The 16976-nt window shown below is 71.6% G+C and carries 15 protein-coding genes; 10 read left to right on the forward strand and 5 right to left on the reverse strand.

Annotated features, from left to right (window positions below; all coding sequences use genetic code 11):
• Positions 1-238: 238 nt before the first annotated feature.
• A complete protein-coding gene (locus E9232_RS06605; protein WP_309792851.1) occupies positions 239-1033 on the reverse strand; it encodes an SDR family NAD(P)-dependent oxidoreductase in 795 nt (264 codons plus the stop codon).
• Between the two features lie 268 nt (positions 1034-1301).
• Here E9232_RS06605 and E9232_RS06610 point away from each other — a divergent pair, with 268 nt between their 5' ends.
• A complete protein-coding gene (locus E9232_RS06610; RefSeq protein WP_309792853.1) occupies positions 1302-2138 on the forward strand; it encodes a hypothetical protein in 837 nt (278 codons plus the stop codon).
• A gap of 268 nt (positions 2139-2406) precedes the next feature.
• On the opposite strand, the gene E9232_RS06615 is transcribed toward E9232_RS06610, so the two are convergent.
• Together E9232_RS06615 and E9232_RS06620 are read right to left on the reverse strand one after the other, a co-directional pair.
• Positions 2407-3438, reverse strand: a complete 1032-nt coding sequence (locus E9232_RS06615; RefSeq protein WP_309792855.1) for an MBL fold metallo-hydrolase — start codon at positions 3436-3438, stop codon at positions 2407-2409.
• A 97-nt stretch (positions 3439-3535) separates the two neighbouring features.
• Positions 3536-4009 (reverse strand): VOC family protein, encoded by a 474-nt coding sequence (locus E9232_RS06620; RefSeq protein WP_309792858.1) that lies wholly within the window; start codon positions 4007-4009, stop codon positions 3536-3538.
• 244 nt (positions 4010-4253) lie between these two features.
• On the opposite strand from E9232_RS06620, the gene E9232_RS06625 reads away from it, so the two are divergent.
• Positions 4254-5771: an aromatic amino acid lyase gene (locus tag E9232_RS06625; protein ID WP_309792860.1), complete on the forward strand. Its 1518-nt coding sequence runs from the start codon at positions 4254-4256 to the stop codon at positions 5769-5771.
• Here the strand turns inward: E9232_RS06625 and hutC are convergent.
• A complete protein-coding gene (gene hutC / locus E9232_RS06630) occupies positions 5740-6480 on the reverse strand; it encodes a histidine utilization transcriptional repressor HutC (protein WP_309792862.1) in 741 nt (246 codons plus the stop codon). The two genes, E9232_RS06625 and hutC, sit on opposite strands and share 32 nt — an antisense overlap.
• A gap of 161 nt (positions 6481-6641) precedes the next feature.
• Here hutC and hutU point away from each other — a divergent pair, with 161 nt between their 5' ends.
• From hutU to sdhA, 8 genes are all read left to right on the forward strand, one after another.
• Positions 6642-8282 (forward strand): urocanate hydratase, encoded by a 1641-nt coding sequence (hutU, locus tag E9232_RS06635; protein WP_309793160.1) that lies wholly within the window; start codon positions 6642-6644, stop codon positions 8280-8282.
• Positions 8275-8910: a pyridoxamine 5'-phosphate oxidase family protein gene (locus E9232_RS06640; RefSeq protein ID WP_309792864.1), complete on the forward strand. Its 636-nt coding sequence runs from the start codon at positions 8275-8277 to the stop codon at positions 8908-8910. Before hutU ends, E9232_RS06640 begins: the two co-directional genes overlap by 8 nt.
• A 1-nt stretch (position 8911) precedes the next feature.
• Positions 8912-10456: a histidine ammonia-lyase gene (hutH, locus tag E9232_RS06645; protein WP_309792866.1), complete on the forward strand. Its 1545-nt coding sequence runs from the start codon at positions 8912-8914 to the stop codon at positions 10454-10456.
• Entirely contained in the window at positions 10456-11244 is a 789-nt protein-coding gene (gene hutG, locus E9232_RS06650) for an N-formylglutamate deformylase (protein WP_309792868.1), read from the forward strand. The genes hutH and hutG overlap by 1 nt, the downstream gene beginning before the upstream one ends.
• Positions 11241-12086 carry an aminoglycoside phosphotransferase family protein gene (locus E9232_RS06655; protein WP_309792870.1) on the forward strand — a complete coding sequence of 282 codons (846 nt, stop codon included), beginning with the start codon at positions 11241-11243 and terminating at the stop codon, positions 12084-12086. The genes hutG and E9232_RS06655 overlap by 4 nt, the downstream gene beginning before the upstream one ends.
• 87 nt (positions 12087-12173) lie before the next feature.
• A complete protein-coding gene (locus E9232_RS06660; protein ID WP_309792871.1) occupies positions 12174-13085 on the forward strand; it encodes a LysR family transcriptional regulator in 912 nt (303 codons plus the stop codon).
• Positions 13086-13150: 65 nt separating this feature from the next.
• Positions 13151-14401, forward strand: coding sequence for a YbfB/YjiJ family MFS transporter (locus E9232_RS06665; protein ID WP_309792873.1), 1251 nt, complete (start codon positions 13151-13153; stop codon positions 14399-14401).
• Positions 14398-16194 carry a succinate dehydrogenase flavoprotein subunit gene (gene sdhA, locus E9232_RS06670; RefSeq protein WP_309792875.1) on the forward strand — a complete coding sequence of 599 codons (1797 nt, stop codon included), beginning with the start codon at positions 14398-14400 and terminating at the stop codon, positions 16192-16194. The genes E9232_RS06665 and sdhA overlap by 4 nt, the downstream gene beginning before the upstream one ends.
• Here the strand turns inward: sdhA and E9232_RS06675 are convergent.
• Complete coding sequence (locus tag E9232_RS06675; RefSeq protein ID WP_309792878.1) at positions 16191-16964, reverse strand: cyclase family protein; 774 nt, start codon at positions 16962-16964, stop codon at positions 16191-16193. The two genes, sdhA and E9232_RS06675, sit on opposite strands and share 4 nt — an antisense overlap.
• Positions 16965-16976: the final 12 nt, after the last annotated feature.

Consider the following 16976-nt stretch of genomic DNA (forward strand, 5'->3'; position numbering starts at 1 on the left):
CCCGAGCCACGCTGCTCCCGTCAGCCTCGCACACCCGAGACCGCACCGCCCCCGCCATGGCCTCGGTCCATCTGAAGGTGCTGATGCAGGCCGGCTTCGGCCGCCGGCGCCGCGGCGGCGTGCGGGCCGCGGCACCCGCCCGCGACGCGGAGCCCCTGACGGCGCCGCGATGCGGCGCGAACTCGGCACCCGGCGACCGACCGGCGCCGCCACCGCAAACCTCTACACATAGCTCCCTTCAGCTCAGCAGCTGCCCGCCGTCGACCACGATCGTCTGGCCCGTCACCCAGCTCGCCAGGTCGCTCGCCAGGAACAGCGCGACCTTGGCGATCTCCTCCGGCGTCCCGAACCGCCCCCAGGGGATGTGGTCGAGCGTGCGCTGGTAGAGCTGGGGGTCGGAATTCCTGCGCCTCTCCCACCCGCCGCCCGGGAACTCGATCGAGCCGGGCGCGATGGCGTTCACCCGGATGCGCTTCGGCGCCAGCGCCAGCCCCTGGCCCATCGTGTAGTTGACCAGCGCCGCCTTGACCGCGGCGTAGGGCAGCGTCCGCGGCACCGCGCTGAGGCCGGAGATCGACGAGATGTTGATGATGGCGCCGCCCCCCGCCACCAGGCTCGCCTGCTCCAGGCCCGACTGCTCCAGGCCCGCCTTCTCGAGGAACGGGATGGCCGCCCGGGTGGCGCGCACCGTCGCCATCAGGTCGACATTGACGCTGGCGAGCCAGCCGGCCTCGTCATCCGTCGAGCCGAGGCCCGACGCGTTGTTGACCAGGATGTCGATGCCGCCGAGCGCACCGGCGGCCGCCGTCACGAAGCGCTCGGCGGCCGTGGCCTCGCCGAGGTCGCAGGCCATGGCGAAGACCGCCCCGCCCTGCCGCTTCAGCTCGGCCTCGACCGCCGCGAGGCCCGGCGCGCCCCGGGCGCAGACCGCGACATCGGCGCCCTCCGCCGCAAAGGCCAGGGCGATCGACCGGCCGATGCCGCGGCTGCCGCCCGCCACCACGACCCTCCGGCCCTTGAACGAGATCTGCATGGCATGGCTCCGCGCTTGGATTCGGGTGCCTCAGCCTACGCTCCGGCGCCGGCCGGGGCACGGGGTTCCGGCATGGCGGGAGTCGCCTCCGCGCGCCCCCTTCTTCGTCATTGCGAGGAGGCGAAGCCGACGAAGCAATCCATGGTCCCGCATGAACGGCCCGATGGATTGCTTCGCTGCGCTCGCAATGACGACGAGGGAGAGGCGAGGCAAACCGTAAACAATTTGTTCATTGCGATAACGGATCGGTTTGTTCATGATATGTTCCATGCATGAGCCGCACTCCGTCACCGCAGGCGCCGAAGCCGCCCCAGCCGATCCCGACCGGGATCGGGCGGAGCGGGGTGCGCAGAAGCTCGACCGGCTGGCCGAGATGGCGATGGAGCAGGCGGAGATCATGCACCAGGCCCTGCTGGCCGCCGCCAAGGCCGATGACGCCGCCAAGGCCAGGGAGTTCGGGCTGGCCTTCGACCGCGCCGCCCGCGGCGTGCGCCGCGCGGTGGCGCTGCAGGCCCAGCTTGCCCGCCAGCGCCGCGAGGCGGCCGACAAGGCGGCCGCCGCCAGCCGTGCCCGGGCCGAGGACAAGACCAGGCGCCGCCACCAGGTAGCCCGCGCCGTCGTCTGCTCGCTCGCCGACGACCGCGGGCCGGACACCGAGCAGGCCAAGGCCTCGGTGGCCGGGCTGTGGGAACGGCTGGTCGACGACCCCGAGATCGATGCCGGCCTCGCCTTGGCCGAGCACCCGCTGGAGGAGATCGTCTTCCACCTGTGCCGCGACATGGGCATCCACCCCGACCCGGCCTGGCTGGACCCGGGGTATTCCGGCGCCGACTGGGAATCCTACCGGCTGCTGAAGCAGGAGGATCGCGGCGCGGAGGATCGCGGCGCGGAGGATCCGCCCGACCCGGCCGGCCCGTGCTATTGGCCCCAGGAGGGCGAGGCCGCCGGCCGCTACTGGTACCTCAAGCCGTCCGCGAAGGCGCCGGGCGTCGTCGCCGGCTGGCACGACATCGAGACCCAGGAACGCCTCGACCGCCCGCCCTGGGAGCTGCCGGGCGGCCCCGCCCCACCGGTCCGGAAGCCGCCGGACCCGGACAGCAGCTGAGGGGGCGGCATGGCCTGCCCACCCGCCCGCTCGACCGCAGCTTTCCTTGTTCCCCCTCCCCTTGCGGGAGGGGGTAGGGGGAGGGGGCTGCGCGCGTCCGCGCGCCGATGGTGCTTCCGGCATCCGATCCTGAGAGGGCCGGATCAGGCTGCGCCAACCCCCTCCCCCTACCCCCTCCCGCAGGGGGAGGGGGACTCAGACAATCTGGTCCCGCGCCCTCACCCCGGGGAGAGGGCGAAGCCCTCTTCCCCTCCCGACCTCCCTGCCCTTACCGCCCCACGAACCGCCACACGCCGTCCGCGCCGGTCTCGCGGACGATCTCGCCCGCCGCGACCAGGCGGTTGAGATGGGCCGAGGCCTCGCCCACCGCGAACATCATCTGCTGCCGGTCCAGCGCGCGGTGGAACATCGCCGCCATCAGCTCCGCCACGGTCGACGGCTTGCGGCACAGCTCCCGCGTCAGGGCCAGCCGCTCGGCATGATGCGCCGCCAGCCAGTCGATCCGCTGATGCAGCCCGAAGAACGGGATGCCGTGCGACGGCAGCACCAGCGTCTCCGCCGGCAGCTGCCGCAGCCCGGAGAGGCTGCGAAGGAAATCGGCCAGGGGGTCGGCCTCGGGCTCGGACGGCCAGACCGAGACGTTGGGGCTGATCTTCGGTAGCACCTGGTCGGCCGAGATCAGGATGCCGCGCCGGGCGCTGTACAGGCAGGCCATCTCGGCGGAATGGCCCTCGCCCACCATCACCCGCCAGGGGTCGCCGCCGATGGGGAAGCTGCCGCCGTCGCGGATGCGGTGGGCGGCGACCGGGATCGGCGACACGCCGCGGCGGTAGACGTTGCCGCGCGCCTCCACCATCTCCACCGCCTCCTGCGGCAGGCCGGCGGCGCGGTAGAAGGCGGCGTGGGCGGCCGACACCTCCGGCCGGTCGTCCGACCAGGTGGCGCGGGCCGTGGCGTATTCCGCCAGGGTCATCACCAGGGGCGCTGTGAAGCGCTCGCACAGCCAGCCGGCCAGGCCGATGTGGTCGGGGTGCATGTGGGTGACCAGCACCCGGCGGATCGGCTTGTCCGCCAGCGGGCCGGCGATCAGCCCGTCCCAGATCTCGCGCGACGCGGCGTTGCCGATGCCGGCGTCGACCAGGGTCCAGCCGCCGTCATCGTCCTGGAGGAGCCAGAGGTTGACGTGGTTCAGCGCCATCGGCAGCGGGAAGCGCAGCCACAGCAGGCCGGGGGCGACCTCGACCGGCACGCCGGGCTCCGGCGCGGTCGGGTGGGGATAGGTGAGAGGGGTGGGTTCCATGGCCGGCAGCATCGCCGCCCGGCCCGGCGCCGCCAAGCGAATGTTGCGGGGGGCGGCCGCGAACCGGGCCGGCCTGGCGCCCCCCGGGGTGGGACCGTCAGCCGCGGCGCGCGGCCTCGATCGCGGCGACGTCGATCTTGCCCATCTGCATCATCGCCTCGAAGGCGCGCCGGGCTTCATCGCCGCCGGCCGCCATCGCCTCCATCAGCACGCGCGGCGTGATCTGCCAGAAGATGCCCCATTTGTCCCGGCACCAGCCGCACACATTCTCCGTGCCGCCATTGCCGACGATGGCGTTCCAGTACCGATCCGTCTCTTCCTGGGTCTCGGTGGAGATCTGGAACGAGAAGGCCTCGCTGTGCTTGGGCGTGGGACCGCCGTTGAGGCCGACGCAGGCGACGCCGGCCACCGTGAACTCCACCAGCAGCACGTCGCCCTTCTTGCCGGAGGGGTAGTCGCTGGGGGAGCGGTGGACGCGACCGACCGCGCTGTCGGGAAAGGTCTCCGCGTAGAAGCGGGCCGCAGCCTCGGCGTCCTTGTCGTACCAGACGCAGATCGTGTTCTTGGCCATGATGCAGTCCTTTCGCTTTGAAGCCGGTTTCCGGCCCTCTCTCCCCATTCCCTGTCGTCCCGGGCGAGGGCCTTCCCCCCAAGAACGAACGGGCGGCCCCCGTTCCGACATCCCGTCGCGAAGTTTTTTGCACGGGCGCGACAGGGCCCTGTCGCCGGCGAGACAGCCGACGACGTTCGGCTGTCGGCGTAACGGCCCGCCCTGCCCTATTGATCCGCGCAGGATCACACCGAGCTCCACGACGATGACCCATATGCCCGCGGCCGACACGGCCTTCCTGACCCTCGACGGCGACAGCCTCGGCATCGCGGCGCTGGCCCGCTTCGCCGCCGGCGCCACCCGGCTGGCCCTGTCCGACGCCGCCTGGACGCGGATCGGCGAGGCCCGCGCCGTGGTCGACCGCATCGTCGAGGCCGGGGTGCCGGCCTATGGCATCACCACCGGCTTCGGGTCGCAGAAGGACTTCGCCCTCGACCCGCGGCGCGAGGCCGACTTCAATGTTCGCGTGCTGACCGGCCACGCCACCCGCGCCCCCGGCGGCAAGGTGCCGGCCCACACCGCCCGCGCCGCGCTGGCGGTGCTGCTGAACGGCTACGCCCGCGGCTGGTCCGGCGTGCGCCCGGCGCTGTGCGAGGCCCAGCTCGGCCGCGCCAATGCCGGGGCGGCGCCGGATGTGCGCTACGGCAGCTCGGTCGGGGCCTCGGACATCGTCGCGCTGTCGCAGCTGGCGCTGCCGCTGGTCGGCCGCGGCTCCGACGGGCCCGGGCTTGACGGCCACATCATGCCGCCGCCGCTGGACGGGCTGGCGGCGAAGGAGGCGATGTCGCTGCTCAACAGCAACGCCCTGACCCTCGCCGCCGGGGCGCTGGCCCTGGCCGAGGCGCAGCGGCTGCTCGACGCGCTCGACCTCGCCGCGGCGCTGTCGCTGGAGGGCTTCCGCGGCAATCCCGGCGCCTGGTCGGCGGTGGTCGAGGACGCCCATCCCCAGCCCGGCCACGCCGCCTCCGGCCGCGCCCTGCGCCGGCTGCTGCAGGACAGCGTGCTGTGGCAGCCCGGCGCGCCGCGGCTGCTGCAGGACCCCTTGAGCCTGCGCTGCGCGCCGCAGATCAACGGTGCCGCCCGCGCCACCCTGGCCTGGGCCTGGAGCGTGTGGGAGCGCGAGCTGAACGCGGTCGCCGACAACCCGCTGGTCGATCGTGGCACCGGCGCCGTGGTCTCGCATGGCAGCATGGAGACGACGCTGCTGGCGCTGTCGCTCGACGCGCTGCGCCTGGCCGTCGCCAAGGCCGTCGAGGCCTCGGGCGAACGGGTGCACAAGCTGCAATGGCCGTCCTTCAGCGGCCTGCCGGCCGGGCTGGCGGCCGAAGGCGGGGCCAGCGGCGGGGTGCAGTTCCTCAATCTCGGCCACATCGCCGCGGCCAAGGGCGCCGCCGTCCGCATCGCCGCCCAGCCGGTGGCGCTGCACTATCGCGGCCAGGTCTGCGACGGGGTCGAGGATGTCGGCGGCATGGCGCCCTTCGCGGTCGAGGAGGCCGAGCGCCAGCTCGACGCCGCCTGGTCGGCCGTGGCGGTCGAGGCGGCGGTGGCGGTGTGGGCGATCGCCCGCCGCGACCTGCCGGTCGACGGGCTCGGCCGGGGCCTGCGCGATCCCTGGCGCGCGCTGCGCCCGCTGCTGCCGATCGGCCGCGAGGGCGAGGCCCCGTTCGACCTCGCCCCGATCGAAGGCTGGCTCAGGGGCTGGGAGATGCCGGCCGGCTGGTGAAGCGCCCGCCGATGCGGTAGCGCGAGCCGGGAAACAGCAGCCGGGCGACGCTGACCAGGCGGCCGGACGACCAGGTGCGGCGATGGATCAGCAGGCAGGGCTCGTGCCGGCCGATCTTCAGGTGCTCGCGCTCCCACGGCTCGGCCAGCACCGCCTCGACCACATGCTCGCCATCCGGCATCGGCGCCGCCTGCATCAGATAGTCATGCGGCGTGATCCGGGTAAAGTCCTGCGCCAGGTAGTGCGGCGCCGAGTCGAGCCGCACCAGCCGGTCTTCCAGCAGGATCGGCACGTGGTCCTCGTGATGGATCAGGATCGAATGGGCGATGGCGGTGCCCTCGGGCACCTCCAGCCGCGCCGCCGTCTCCGCCGTCGCCGATTCCGGCCGCAGCAGCATCACCGCGGCGCTGTGGGCGTGGCCGCGGGCGCGGACATCGTCGGCGATGCTGCGGATCTCCATCAGCGGCGCCTCGGGCTTGGCCCCGGCGACGAAGGTGCCGACGCCCTGCACCCGCACCAGCACCCCGGCCTCGGTCAGCTCGCGCAGCGCCCGGTGGATCGTCATCCGGCTGATGCCGAGCGACTTCACCAGCTCGTTCTCCGACGGCAGGCGCCCGTTCTCCAGCCATTCCCCGGCCTCGATCGCACGCAGGATCATCGCCTTGACCTTGCGGTACAGCGGCAGCGGCTCGTCGAGCAGCACGGTCATCGCGGGGCGTCCATCATGGTCTTCCGAGGCTCTTGTCGTCCTCGCACAGCTTGTATATACAACCCTATACCAATCGAGCGCCATTGCCAATTCAACAGGGAGGCCTTGCCGTGACCACCACCGCCAACCGCCGCGTCATCCGGGCGCCGCACGGGACGGAGATGAGCTGCCGCACCTGGCAGGCCGAGGCCGCCCTGCGCATGCTGATGAACAATCTCGACCCCGACGTGGCCGAGAACCCGGACGAGCTGGTGGTCTATGGCGGCATCGGCAAGGCGGCCCGCAACTGGGCGTCCTACGACACCATCGTCCGCAGCCTGAAGGACCTCGCCCCGGACGAGACCCTGCTGGTCCAGTCCGGCAAGCCGGTCGGCATCTTCCGCACCCACACCGACGCGCCGCGGGTGCTGATCGCCAATTCCAACCTGGTGCCGCACTGGGCGACCTGGGAGCATTTCCGCGAACTCGACGCCAAGGGCCTGATGATGTACGGCCAGATGACGGCCGGCTCCTGGATCTATATCGGCAGCCAGGGCATCGTCCAGGGCACCTACGAGACCTTCGCCGAGGTCGGCCGCCAGCATTTCGACGGCAACCTGAAGGGCCGCTGGGTGCTGACCGGCGGGCTGGGCGGCATGGGCGGGGCGCAGCCGCTGGCCGCGACCATGGCCGGCGCGTCGATGATCGCGGTCGAATGCCAGGCCAGCCGGATCGAGCGCCGCCTGGCCACCCGCTATGTCGACCGCAAGGCCGAGACGCTGGACGAGGCGATGGCGATCGTGAACGAGGCGAAGGCCCAGGGCCGCGCCGTGTCGGTCGGCCTTCTGGGCAACGCCGCCGAGATCTTTCCGGAGATCGCGCGCCGCGCGAAAAACGACCCGGCCTGGCGCCCGGACGTGGTGACCGACCAGACCTCGGCGCATGACCCGCTGAACGGCTACCTGCCGGCGGGCTGGACCTGGGCCGAGGCGGAATCCCGCCGCCTGACCGATGCCGAGGGCGTGGTGCGCGCGGCCAAGGAGAGCATGGCGGCGCATGTCCGGGCGATGCTGGAGTTCCATGCCATGGGCATCCCGACGCTGGACTACGGCAACAACATCCGCCAGATGGCCCAGGATGTCGGGGTCGACAACGCCTTCGACTTCCCCGGCTTCGTCCCGGCCTATATCCGCCCGCTGTTCTGCCGCGGCATCGGCCCGTTCCGCTGGGCCGCCCTGTCCGGCGACCCGGAGGACATCTACAAGACCGACCAGAAGGTGAAGGAGGTGATCCCCGACGACGCCCACCTGCACAACTGGCTGGACATGGCGCGCGAGCGCATCGCCTTCCAGGGCCTGCCGGCGCGGATCTGCTGGGTCGGCCTGGGCCAGCGGCACCGGCTGGGCCTCGCCTTCAACGAGATGGTGGCGAAGGGTGAGCTGAAGGCGCCGATCGTGATCGGCCGCGACCACCTGGACAGCGGCTCGGTCGCCAGCCCGAACCGCGAGACCGAGGCGATGCAGGACGGGTCCGACGCCGTGTCCGACTGGCCGCTGCTGAACGCCCTCTTGAACACCGCCTCGGGCGCCACCTGGGTCAGCCTGCACCATGGCGGCGGCGTCGGCATGGGCTACAGCCAGCATGCCGGCATGGTGATCGTCGCCGACGGTACCGCCGACGCGGCCCGCCGGCTGGAGCGGGTGTTGACCAACGATCCGGGAACCGGCGTCATGCGGCATGCCGATGCGGGCTACGACATCGCCCGCGACTGTGCCCGGGAACAGGGCATGAAGCTGCCGATGCTGGAGGACACGCATGGATGACGGAGCCGCTCACGACGCCCTGACCCTCCAGGACCAGGCCGACCTCCGCGGTCGCTACCCCGAGCCGAGCGATCTGGTCCGGAACAAGATCCTGGACCGGATCGACCCGCACGCCCGCGCCTTCATCGGCCTGTCGCCCTTCCTGGTCATCGCCACGGCCGGGGCGAATGGCGGCGCCGACGCCTCGCCCCGCGGCGATGCGCCCGGCTTCGTCGCGGTGGTCGACCGCAAGACCCTGCTGATCCCCGACCGGCGCGGCAACAACCTGTGCGACAGCCTCTCCAACGTGCTGGAGAATCCGAAGGTCGGGCTGGTGTTCTTCGTGCCGGGCGTCAACGAGACGCTGCGGGTCAATGGCGGCGCCGTGATCACCAGCGATCCGGCGCTGCTGGAGCCAATGGCGGTGGACGGCAAGGTCCCAACCTCCGCCCTCAAGGTCACGGTGGACGAACTGTATTTCCATTGCGGCAAGGCGCTGATCCGGTCCCGGCTGTGGGATCCGGCGGTGCAGATCGAACGCCGCAGCTTCCCGACCCTGGGCAAGATCCTCGCCGACCAGATCAAGGGACTGGATTCGGACGAGGTCCAGACCGGGCTCGAAACCTCCTACCGGGACAGGCTGTACTGACATGGCCGATATCATCTTCACCGCCGGCAGGCTGACGCTGCCCCAGCTTCGCGCCATCGCCCGCGGCGACGGCGCCGTCCGGCTCGATCCCGCCTGCCGGGACGGGGTCGAGGCCGGCGCCGCCACGGTCGCCGCGATCGTCGCCGAGAACCGCACCGCCTACGGCATCAACACCGGCTTCGGCAAGCTGGCCCAGACCCGGATCCCGACCGACCGGCTGGAGCAGCTGCAGACCAACCTGGTGCTGTCGCATGCGGTCGGCACCGGCCCGCTGCTGGACGATGCCGTGGTCCGGCTGATCCTGGCGCTCAAGCTCAACGGACTCGCCCGCGGCCGGTCCGGCGTGCGCTGGGCGGTGATCGAGGCGCTGCAGGCGCTGCTCGACGCCGGCGCCTATCCCTGCATCCCGGCCAAGGGTTCGGTCGGCGCCTCCGGCGACCTCGCGCCCCTCGCCCACATGTCCGCAGCACTGCTCGGCGAAGGCGAGGTCCGGCTCAAGGGCAAGCGCTGGCCCGCGGCCGACGCGCTGCGCCAGATCGGGCTGAAGCCGCTGACCCTGGCGCCGAAGGAGGGCCTGGCTCTGCTGAACGGCACCCAGGTCTCGACCGCGCTGGCCCTGTTCGGCCTGTTCGCGGCGGAAGAGGTGTTCGCCGCCGGCCTGGTCGCCGGCGCCATGTCGGTCGACGCCGCCCGCGCCTCCGACGCGCCGTTCGATGCCCGCATCCACGAATGGCGCGGCCAGCCGGGCCAGATCGAGGTGGCGGCGACGCTGCGCGGCCTGCTCGACCACAGTGCCATCCGCGCCTCGCATGTCGAGAATGACGACCGGGTGCAGGATCCCTACTCCCTGCGCTGCCAGCCCCAGGTGATGGGCGCCTGCCTCGACCAGATCCGCCACGCCGCCAAGGTGCTGGAGATCGAGGCCAACGCCGTGTCCGACAACCCGCTGGTGTTCCCGGAGACCGGCGACGTCATCTCCGGCGGCAACTTCCACGCCGAGCCGGTGGCCTTCGCCGCCGACAACCTGGCCCTGGCGATCGCCGAGATCGGCGCCATGTCGGAACGGCGGATCGCGCTCTTGACCGACAGCAACCTGTCCGGCCTGCCGCCCTTCCTGGTGTCCGACCCCGGCGTCAATTCCGGCTTCATGATCGCCCATGTCACCGCCGCGGCGCTGGCGAGCGAGAACAAGAGCCTGGCGCATCCGAGCTCAGTCGACAGCCTGCCGACCTCGGCCAACCAGGAAGACCATGTGTCGATGGCGACCCATGCCGCCCGGCGCCTGGGCGACATGGCCGAGAACACCGCCGTGATCGTCGGCGTCGAGCTGCTGGCCGCGGCGCAGGGCATCGACTTCCACCGCCCGCTGCGCAGCGCCGAGCGGATCGAGGCGGCGGTCGCCGTGATCCGGGCCAAGGTGCGGAAATGGGACGAGGACCGCTTCTTCGCCCCCGACATCGAGGCGGCGAAGCGGCTGGTCCAGGCCGGCACCTTCCTGGCCGACGCCGCCGGGCTGCTGCCGAGCACCGCGAAGAGGGCCGCGTGATGGATGCGTTCCGCCTGCACCAGGGCACCGCGCCCCTGCTGTTGAGCATTCCCCATGTCGGCACCGGGGTCCCGGATGCGATCCGGGCGAGGTTCACGCCGGAAGGCCAGCTGCTGCGCGACACCGACTGGCATCTCGACCGGCTATACGGCTTCGCCGAAGGGCTGGGCGTCAGCATCATCCAGGCGGTGCAATCGCGCTATGTCGTCGACCTGAACCGCCCGACGGACGACCAGAGCCTGTATCCCGGCCAGGCCACCACCGGCCTGTGCTCGACCATCAATTTCGACGGAAGGCCGCTCTACCAGCCCGGCGCGGAGCCGGATGCGGCCGACATCGCCCAGCGGATCGAGACGGTGTGGAAGCCGTATCACGCCGCCCTGGCGGCGGAGCTGGAGCGGATCAAGGCGCAGCATGGCTACGCCCTGCTGTATGACGCGCATTCGATCCGGTCGCGGGTGCCGCGGCTGTTCGACGGGCTGCTGCCCGACCTCAATCTCGGCAGCAACGCCGGCGCCTCGGCGGCCCCGGCGCTGAAGGACCGCATCGCGGAGATCTGCCGCACGGCCGAGGGCTTCACCCATGTGGTCGACGGCCGGTTCAAGGGCGGCATCATCACCCGCCATTACGGCCAGCCGCAGCAGGGCGTCCACGCCCTGCAGATGGAGCTGGCCGAGCGCCACTACATGGATGAGGACCCGCCCTTCACCTATCAGGCGGAGCGCGCCAAGCCGCTGCAGGCGGTGCTGCGCCGGGTACTGGAGGCGATGCTGGCCTGGAAACCATGACCAGCGCGATGACACCGGTCGAGCTGTGGCTCGACCGGTGGGATCTGGAGGCCGATGGCGAGGCGGTGGAGCGCAACGGCGCCCATGTCGCCTTCGTCCGCCGCGGCCTGTACCGCGCCGTGCTGAAGGTGCTGAAGCCCGGCAGCGACGAGGCCTTGGCCACGGCGATGCTGGCGCATTACCGCGGCCGCAGCGCCGTGCGGGTGCTGGGCCATGAGCACAACGCCGTGCTGCTGGAACGCGCCTTGCCGGGCACGGAGCTGACCGGGACCGTGCTGGCCGGCCGGGACGACGAGGCCGTGCGCATCCTGTGCCGGGTGATCGCAGACCTGCACCAGGACGACCCGCCGCCCGGCCCGTGGCCGACGGTGGAGGATTGGGGCCAGGCCTTCGCCCGCTATCGCGCCGGTGAGCCGAACACCGAAGTGCCAACCGACTTGCTGGACCGGGCCGAGGCGGAGTTCATGGACCTCTGCGCCACCCAGGGCCGGCGCTTCCTGCTGCATGGCGACCTGCACCACGAGAACGTGCTGGACGGCGGCGACCGCGGCTGGCTGGTGATCGATCCCAAGGGCGTGATCGGCGAACTGGCCTATGAGACCGGCGCCAGCCTGCGCAACCCGGGCGAGGCCCGCGACCTCTACAACGATCCGCGCACCATCGCGGCGCGGGCACGGATCTTCGCCGCGACGCTCGGCCTGCCCGAGGACCGCATCCTGCGCTGGGCCTTCGCCCAGGCGGTGCTGTCCGCCCTGTGGCATGTCGAGGACGAGAACGACGACGAGGATGTCGCGGCGGCGATCGAGACCGCCGCGGCAATGCGGAGCCTGCTGCCGGGCTGATCCGGCAGCCCGGCTGCGTAGCGAGTCTTTGCTTGCCAGGGGGTGCCACCCGATATGCATGCTGTCGGGGCTGGCCGGAGGCGCATCGTGAACGACAAGGATCTGAGGATCTTCGAGGCCGTCGCCCGCACCGGCGGCATCGGCCGCGCCGCCACGGAACTGCACACCGTCCAGTCGAATGTCACGGCGCGGCTGCGGCAGCTGGAGGAGGAGCTGGGCGTCGCCCTGTTCGACCGCCACAGCCGCGGCGTCACCCTGACCGCGGCCGGCCGGCGCCTGCGCCCCTTCGCGGTGCAGATCGCCGATCTGATCCGCCAGGCCAAACGGGCGGCGCAGGATGACGGCACTCCGCGCGGGCCGCTGTCGATCGGCAGCATGGAGACCACGGCGGGGCTGCGGCTGCCGGAGGTGCTGGCCGCCTATACCCAGGCCTATCCCCAGGTCGACCTGTCGCTGACCACCGGCACCACGCCCTGGCTGACCCGGGCGGTGATCGCGCGCGAACTGGACGGCGCCTTCGTCGCCGGCCCGGTCGACCACCCCGAGCTTACGGCGGAGACGGTGTTCGCCGAGGAGATGGCGATCGTCGCCGCGCCGGGGATCGAAAGCCTCGACGACCTCGGGTCCATGCCCGACCTCAGGATCGTCGCCTTCCGGTCCGACTGCTCCTACCGCCAGCGGCTGGAAAGCATCCTGGCGGCGCAGGGCATCGTCAAGGTCCGGGTGATCGAGATCGGCACGCTGGACGGCATCATCGGCTGCGTCGCCGCCGGCATGGGCATCTCGCTGCTGCCCAAGGGTGTGGTCACCCAGGCGCTGCGCGACCGCCGCATCCGCGCCTTCTCGCCACCGGCCTGGACCGAGCGGGTCGACACCGTCTTCATCAGGCGCGCCGACGCCCACCCGTCCAGCGCCCTGTCCGCCTTCCTGCAGATCGCCCGGCCCTCCCCGGCCGTCCGGCTGGGGGAGCCGCTGGCGCTGGCCCGAAGCCATCGCTGATCGTGATGGCTTTTCATCTGAACTGATCGCTACCGCCGGTGAGGCAGCGCGCCTAGCTTAGGGGCATGCACACCGCGATCGACAGCCGCCGCCCCCATGGCCGGGGCCGCCATCATCCGCAGCCGGCCGGGCCGGTCTGGCGCTTCGCCACGGCGGGGCTGTGCGCCTCGCTGGTCGGGCTGGGGCTTGCGCGCTTCGCGTACACGCCGCTGATCCCGGCGCTGATCGCGGCGGAATGGTTCAGCCCGTCCGACGTGGTCTATCTCGGCGCGGCGAACCTGGCCGGCTACCTCGCCGGCGCCCTGCTGGCGCGGCCGATCGCGGCCCGGACCGGGGCGGTGCCGGCTCTGCGCGGCACCATGGTGCTGGCGACGCTGTCCTGCCTCGCCTGCTCCGTCCCGGTCGCCTTCCTCTGGTTCTTCGCCTGGCGCTTCCTGGCGGGGTTGAGCGGCGGCGTGATCATGGTGCTCGCCGCCTCGACCGTGCTGCCGCACACCGCCCCGGGCAAGCGCGGCATCGTCGGCGGCATGATCTTCGCCGGGGTCGGCCTGGGCATCGCCGCCTCGGGCACGCTGGTGCCGCTGCTGCTGCAGCAGGGCCTGCGCGAAAGCTGGTACGGGCTGGCCGCGCTGTCCGCCGTGCTGACCCTGGTCAGCTGGGCGGCCTGGCCGAAGACCGATGCGGCCGCGGCTGCTCCAGCCCCGTCGCATGGCCCCGGCCGCGCCCGGCATTCCATCGCCATCCCGGCGCTGATGCTGGAATACGGCCTGAACGCCGTCGCCCTGGTGCCGCATATGGTCTTCGTCGTCGACTTCGTGGCGCGCGGCCTGGGCCAGGGCGTCGCCGTCGGCTCCGCCTACTGGGTGCTGTACGGGCTGGGCGCCATCGTCGGGCCACTGCTGGCCGGGCACATGGCGGACCGCGCCGGCTTCGGCCCGGCGCTGCGGGTGTCGTTCCTGATCGAGGCGGTCGCGGCGTCGCTGCCGGCCTTCAGCAGCGAACCGGCGGTGCTGATCGTGTCCTGCATCATCATCGGCGGCTTCACCCCCGGCATCGTGCCGCTGGTGCTGGGCCGCATCCATGAGCTGATCCCGCATGGCGCCGAGGCGCAGCGGGCGGCCTGGGGCCGGGCCACCACCAGCTTCGCCCTGTTCCAGGCCATGGCCGCCTACGGCCTGTCCTATCTGTTCAACCACACCGGCGGGGACTACCGGCTGCTGTTCGTGGTCGGCGGCACCGCCGTCACCCTGGCCCTGGCGATCGACCTGATCCTGTCGCTGGCGACCAGGGCCAAGCCTTCGGGAGCATCGTCATGACCCAGGCCTACACCATCATCGACCACAGCCACGACGTGGTCATCGTCGGCGCCGGCGGCGCCGGGATGCGCGCCGCGCTGGGCATGGCGGCGTCGGGGCTGAAGACCGCCTGCGTCACCAAGGTGTTCCCCACCCGCAGCCACACCGTCGCGGCCCAGGGCGGCATGGCGGCATCGCTGGGCAACATGGGCGACGGCGATAACTGGCGCTTCCATATGTACGACACGGTCAAGGGCTCCGACTGGCTCGGTGACCAGGACGCCATCGAATACATGTGCCGCGAGGCGGCGCCGGCGGTGCTGGAGCTGGAGCAGTTCGGCGTGCCGTTCTCGCGCACCGAGGACGGCCGGATCTACCAGCGCCCCTTCGGCGGCCAGACGCTGGACTACGGCAAGCAGATGGCGCGGCGGACCTGCGCCGCGGCCGACCGCACCGGCCACGCCATCCTGCACACGCTGTACCAGCAGTGCCTGGCCCACCGCACCGAGTTCTTCGTCGAATACGTCGCGCTCGACCTCTTGATGGACGAGGACGGCGCCTGCCGCGGCCTCTTGGCCTGGAATGTCGAGGACGGCACGCTGCACCGCTTCCGCGCCCACCGCACGGTGCTGGCGACCGGCGGCTACGGCCGGGTCTACTTCTCCTGCACCGCGGCGCACAGCTGCACCGGCGACGGCAACGCCATGGCCCTGCGCGCCGGCCTGCCGCTGGAGGACATGGAGTTCACCCAGTTCCACCCGACCGGCATCTACGGCTCCGGCTGCCTGATCACCGAGGGGTCGCGCGGCGAGGGCGGCTATCTCACCAACAGCGAAGGCGAGCGCTTCATGGAGCGCTATGCCCCGACTGCGCGCGACTTGGCCGGCCGCGACGTGGTCTGCCGCTCGATGACCATCGAGATCAACGAGGGGCGCGGCTGCGGCCCGCAGAAGGACCACATCCTGCTGCATCTCGAGCATCTCGGCGCCGAGGTGCTGCACCAGCGGCTGCCCGGCATCAGCGAGACCGCGAAGATCTTCGCCGGGGTCGATGTGACGCGCGAGCCGATCCCGGTGCTGCCGACCGTGCACTACAACATGGGCGGGGTGCCGACCAACCGGCATGGCGAAGCCACCACGATCCGCGACGGCGACCCCGAGGCCGTGGTCCGCGGGCTGATGGCGATCGGCGAAGCGGCCTGCGTCTCGGTGCACGGCGCCAACCGGCTGGGGTCGAACTCGCTGCTCGACATCATCGTGTTCGGCCGGGCGGCGGCGCACCGGGCGGTCGACACGCTGCGGCCGGGCGAGAGCCACGCGCCCCTGCCGGCGGCGGCGACCGACAAGGCGATCGCCCGGCTGGACCGGGTGCGCTGGGCCAAGGGCGGCAGCAGCGCCGGCGACATCCGGCTGGCGATGCAACGCATCATGCAGCGGCACTGCGCCGTGTTCCGCGACGGCCCCTTGATGGAAGAGGGCCTGGGCAAGCTGAACGAGGTCACCGGCCCGATGCGGTCCGACCTCGGCCTGGCCGACCGGTCGATGGTGTTCAACACCGACCTGGCCGAGGCGCTGGAGCTGGACAACATGCTGCAGCAGGCGACGGTCAGCCTGCATTCCGCCATCGGCCGCACCGAAAGCCGCGGCGCCCACGCCCGGGAGGACTTCCCAAAGCGGGACGACGCGGCCTGGCTGAAGCACACGCTGGCTTGGCTGGATGAGGACGGGCAGGTCCGCCTGGACTATCGCCCGGTGCACATGCAGCCGCTGTCCAACGAGGTCGCGTCGATCCCGCCGAAGGAACGAGTTTACTAATCCGGCAGGATCGCCACCGCCCGGGTCCAGCCGGCCGAGGCGGCGCGGATCTTCACCGGGAAGCAGCTGACGGTGAAGCCCTTGGACGGCAGCGCCTCGAGATTGTGCAGCTTCTCCAGGTGGCAGTAACCGATGTCGCGGCCGGCCTTGTGGCCTTCCCAGATCAGGCTGGCGTCGCCGGTCTCCTTGAAGCGTCTGGCCGTGTGGCTGAACGGCGCGTCCCAGCTCCAGCCATCGGTGCCGACCAGGCGGACGCCCTGGTTCAGCATGTGCAGCGTGGCGTCGCGGCCCATGCCGCAGCCGCTGTCGACATAGTCGGCCTCGCCGTAGCGGGCGCCGGCCCGGGTGTTGACCAGCACGATCTCGAGCGGCTTGAGGGTGTGGCCAATCCGCGCCAGCTCCGCGTCGATCTCGGCCGGGGTGACGATATGGCCGTCGGCCAGGTGCCGGAAGTCCAGCTTGATGCCGGGCTGGAAGCACCATTCCAGCGGCACCTCGTCGATGGTGATGGCGCGTTTGCCGCCATCCATCGTCGGGTGGTAGTGCCAGGGCGCATCGAGATGGGTGCCGTTGTGGGTCGAGATCGCGACCCTCTCCTCCGCCCAGCCCATGCCGTCGGGCAGTTGCTCCGGCTTCAGCCCCGGGAACACGAAGGCGATCTCGCGCGCCGTCTCCTCATGGGCGCGGTAGGTGATCGAGACCTTCTGGAACGGCGGGTCGGCCGGAACGTCGTTCTCCAGCGGGATCGAGATGTCGATGAGCTTGGGCATGGTCCGGTCTCG

This window comes from Inquilinus ginsengisoli (assembly GCF_031453975.1).
GTDB classification, from domain to species: domain Bacteria; phylum Pseudomonadota; class Alphaproteobacteria; order DSM-16000; family Inquilinaceae; genus Inquilinus; species Inquilinus ginsengisoli_A.

What these genes read in the sequence shown, in the direction of transcription:
- E9232_RS06605 (WP_309792851.1), bottom strand. Translation starts at nt 1,033, where the DNA reads ATGCAGATCTCGTTCAAGGGCCGGAGGGTCGTGGTGGCGGGCGGCAGC.
- E9232_RS06610 (WP_309792853.1), top strand. Translation starts at nt 1,302, where the DNA reads ATGCATGAGCCGCACTCCGTCACCGCAGGCGCCGAAGCCGCCCCAGCC.
- E9232_RS06615 (WP_309792855.1), bottom strand. Translation starts at nt 3,438, where the DNA reads ATGGAACCCACCCCTCTCACCTATCCCCACCCGACCGCGCCGGAGCCC.
- E9232_RS06620 (WP_309792858.1), bottom strand. Translation starts at nt 4,009, where the DNA reads ATGGCCAAGAACACGATCTGCGTCTGGTACGACAAGGACGCCGAGGCT.
- E9232_RS06625 (WP_309792860.1), top strand. Translation starts at nt 4,254, where the DNA reads ATGACCCATATGCCCGCGGCCGACACGGCCTTCCTGACCCTCGACGGC.
- hutC (WP_309792862.1), bottom strand. Translation starts at nt 6,480, where the DNA reads ATGACCGTGCTGCTCGACGAGCCGCTGCCGCTGTACCGCAAGGTCAAG.
- hutU (WP_309793160.1), top strand. Translation starts at nt 6,642, where the DNA reads ATGAGCTGCCGCACCTGGCAGGCCGAGGCCGCCCTGCGCATGCTGATG.
- E9232_RS06640 (WP_309792864.1), top strand. Translation starts at nt 8,275, where the DNA reads ATGGATGACGGAGCCGCTCACGACGCCCTGACCCTCCAGGACCAGGCC.
- hutH (WP_309792866.1), top strand. Translation starts at nt 8,912, where the DNA reads ATGGCCGATATCATCTTCACCGCCGGCAGGCTGACGCTGCCCCAGCTT.
- hutG (WP_309792868.1), top strand. Translation starts at nt 10,456, where the DNA reads ATGGATGCGTTCCGCCTGCACCAGGGCACCGCGCCCCTGCTGTTGAGC.
- E9232_RS06655 (WP_309792870.1), top strand. Translation starts at nt 11,241, where the DNA reads ATGACCAGCGCGATGACACCGGTCGAGCTGTGGCTCGACCGGTGGGAT.
- E9232_RS06665 (WP_309792873.1), top strand. Translation starts at nt 13,151, where the DNA reads ATGCACACCGCGATCGACAGCCGCCGCCCCCATGGCCGGGGCCGCCAT.
- sdhA (WP_309792875.1), top strand. Translation starts at nt 14,398, where the DNA reads ATGACCCAGGCCTACACCATCATCGACCACAGCCACGACGTGGTCATC.
- E9232_RS06675 (WP_309792878.1), bottom strand. Translation starts at nt 16,964, where the DNA reads ATGCCCAAGCTCATCGACATCTCGATCCCGCTGGAGAACGACGTTCCG.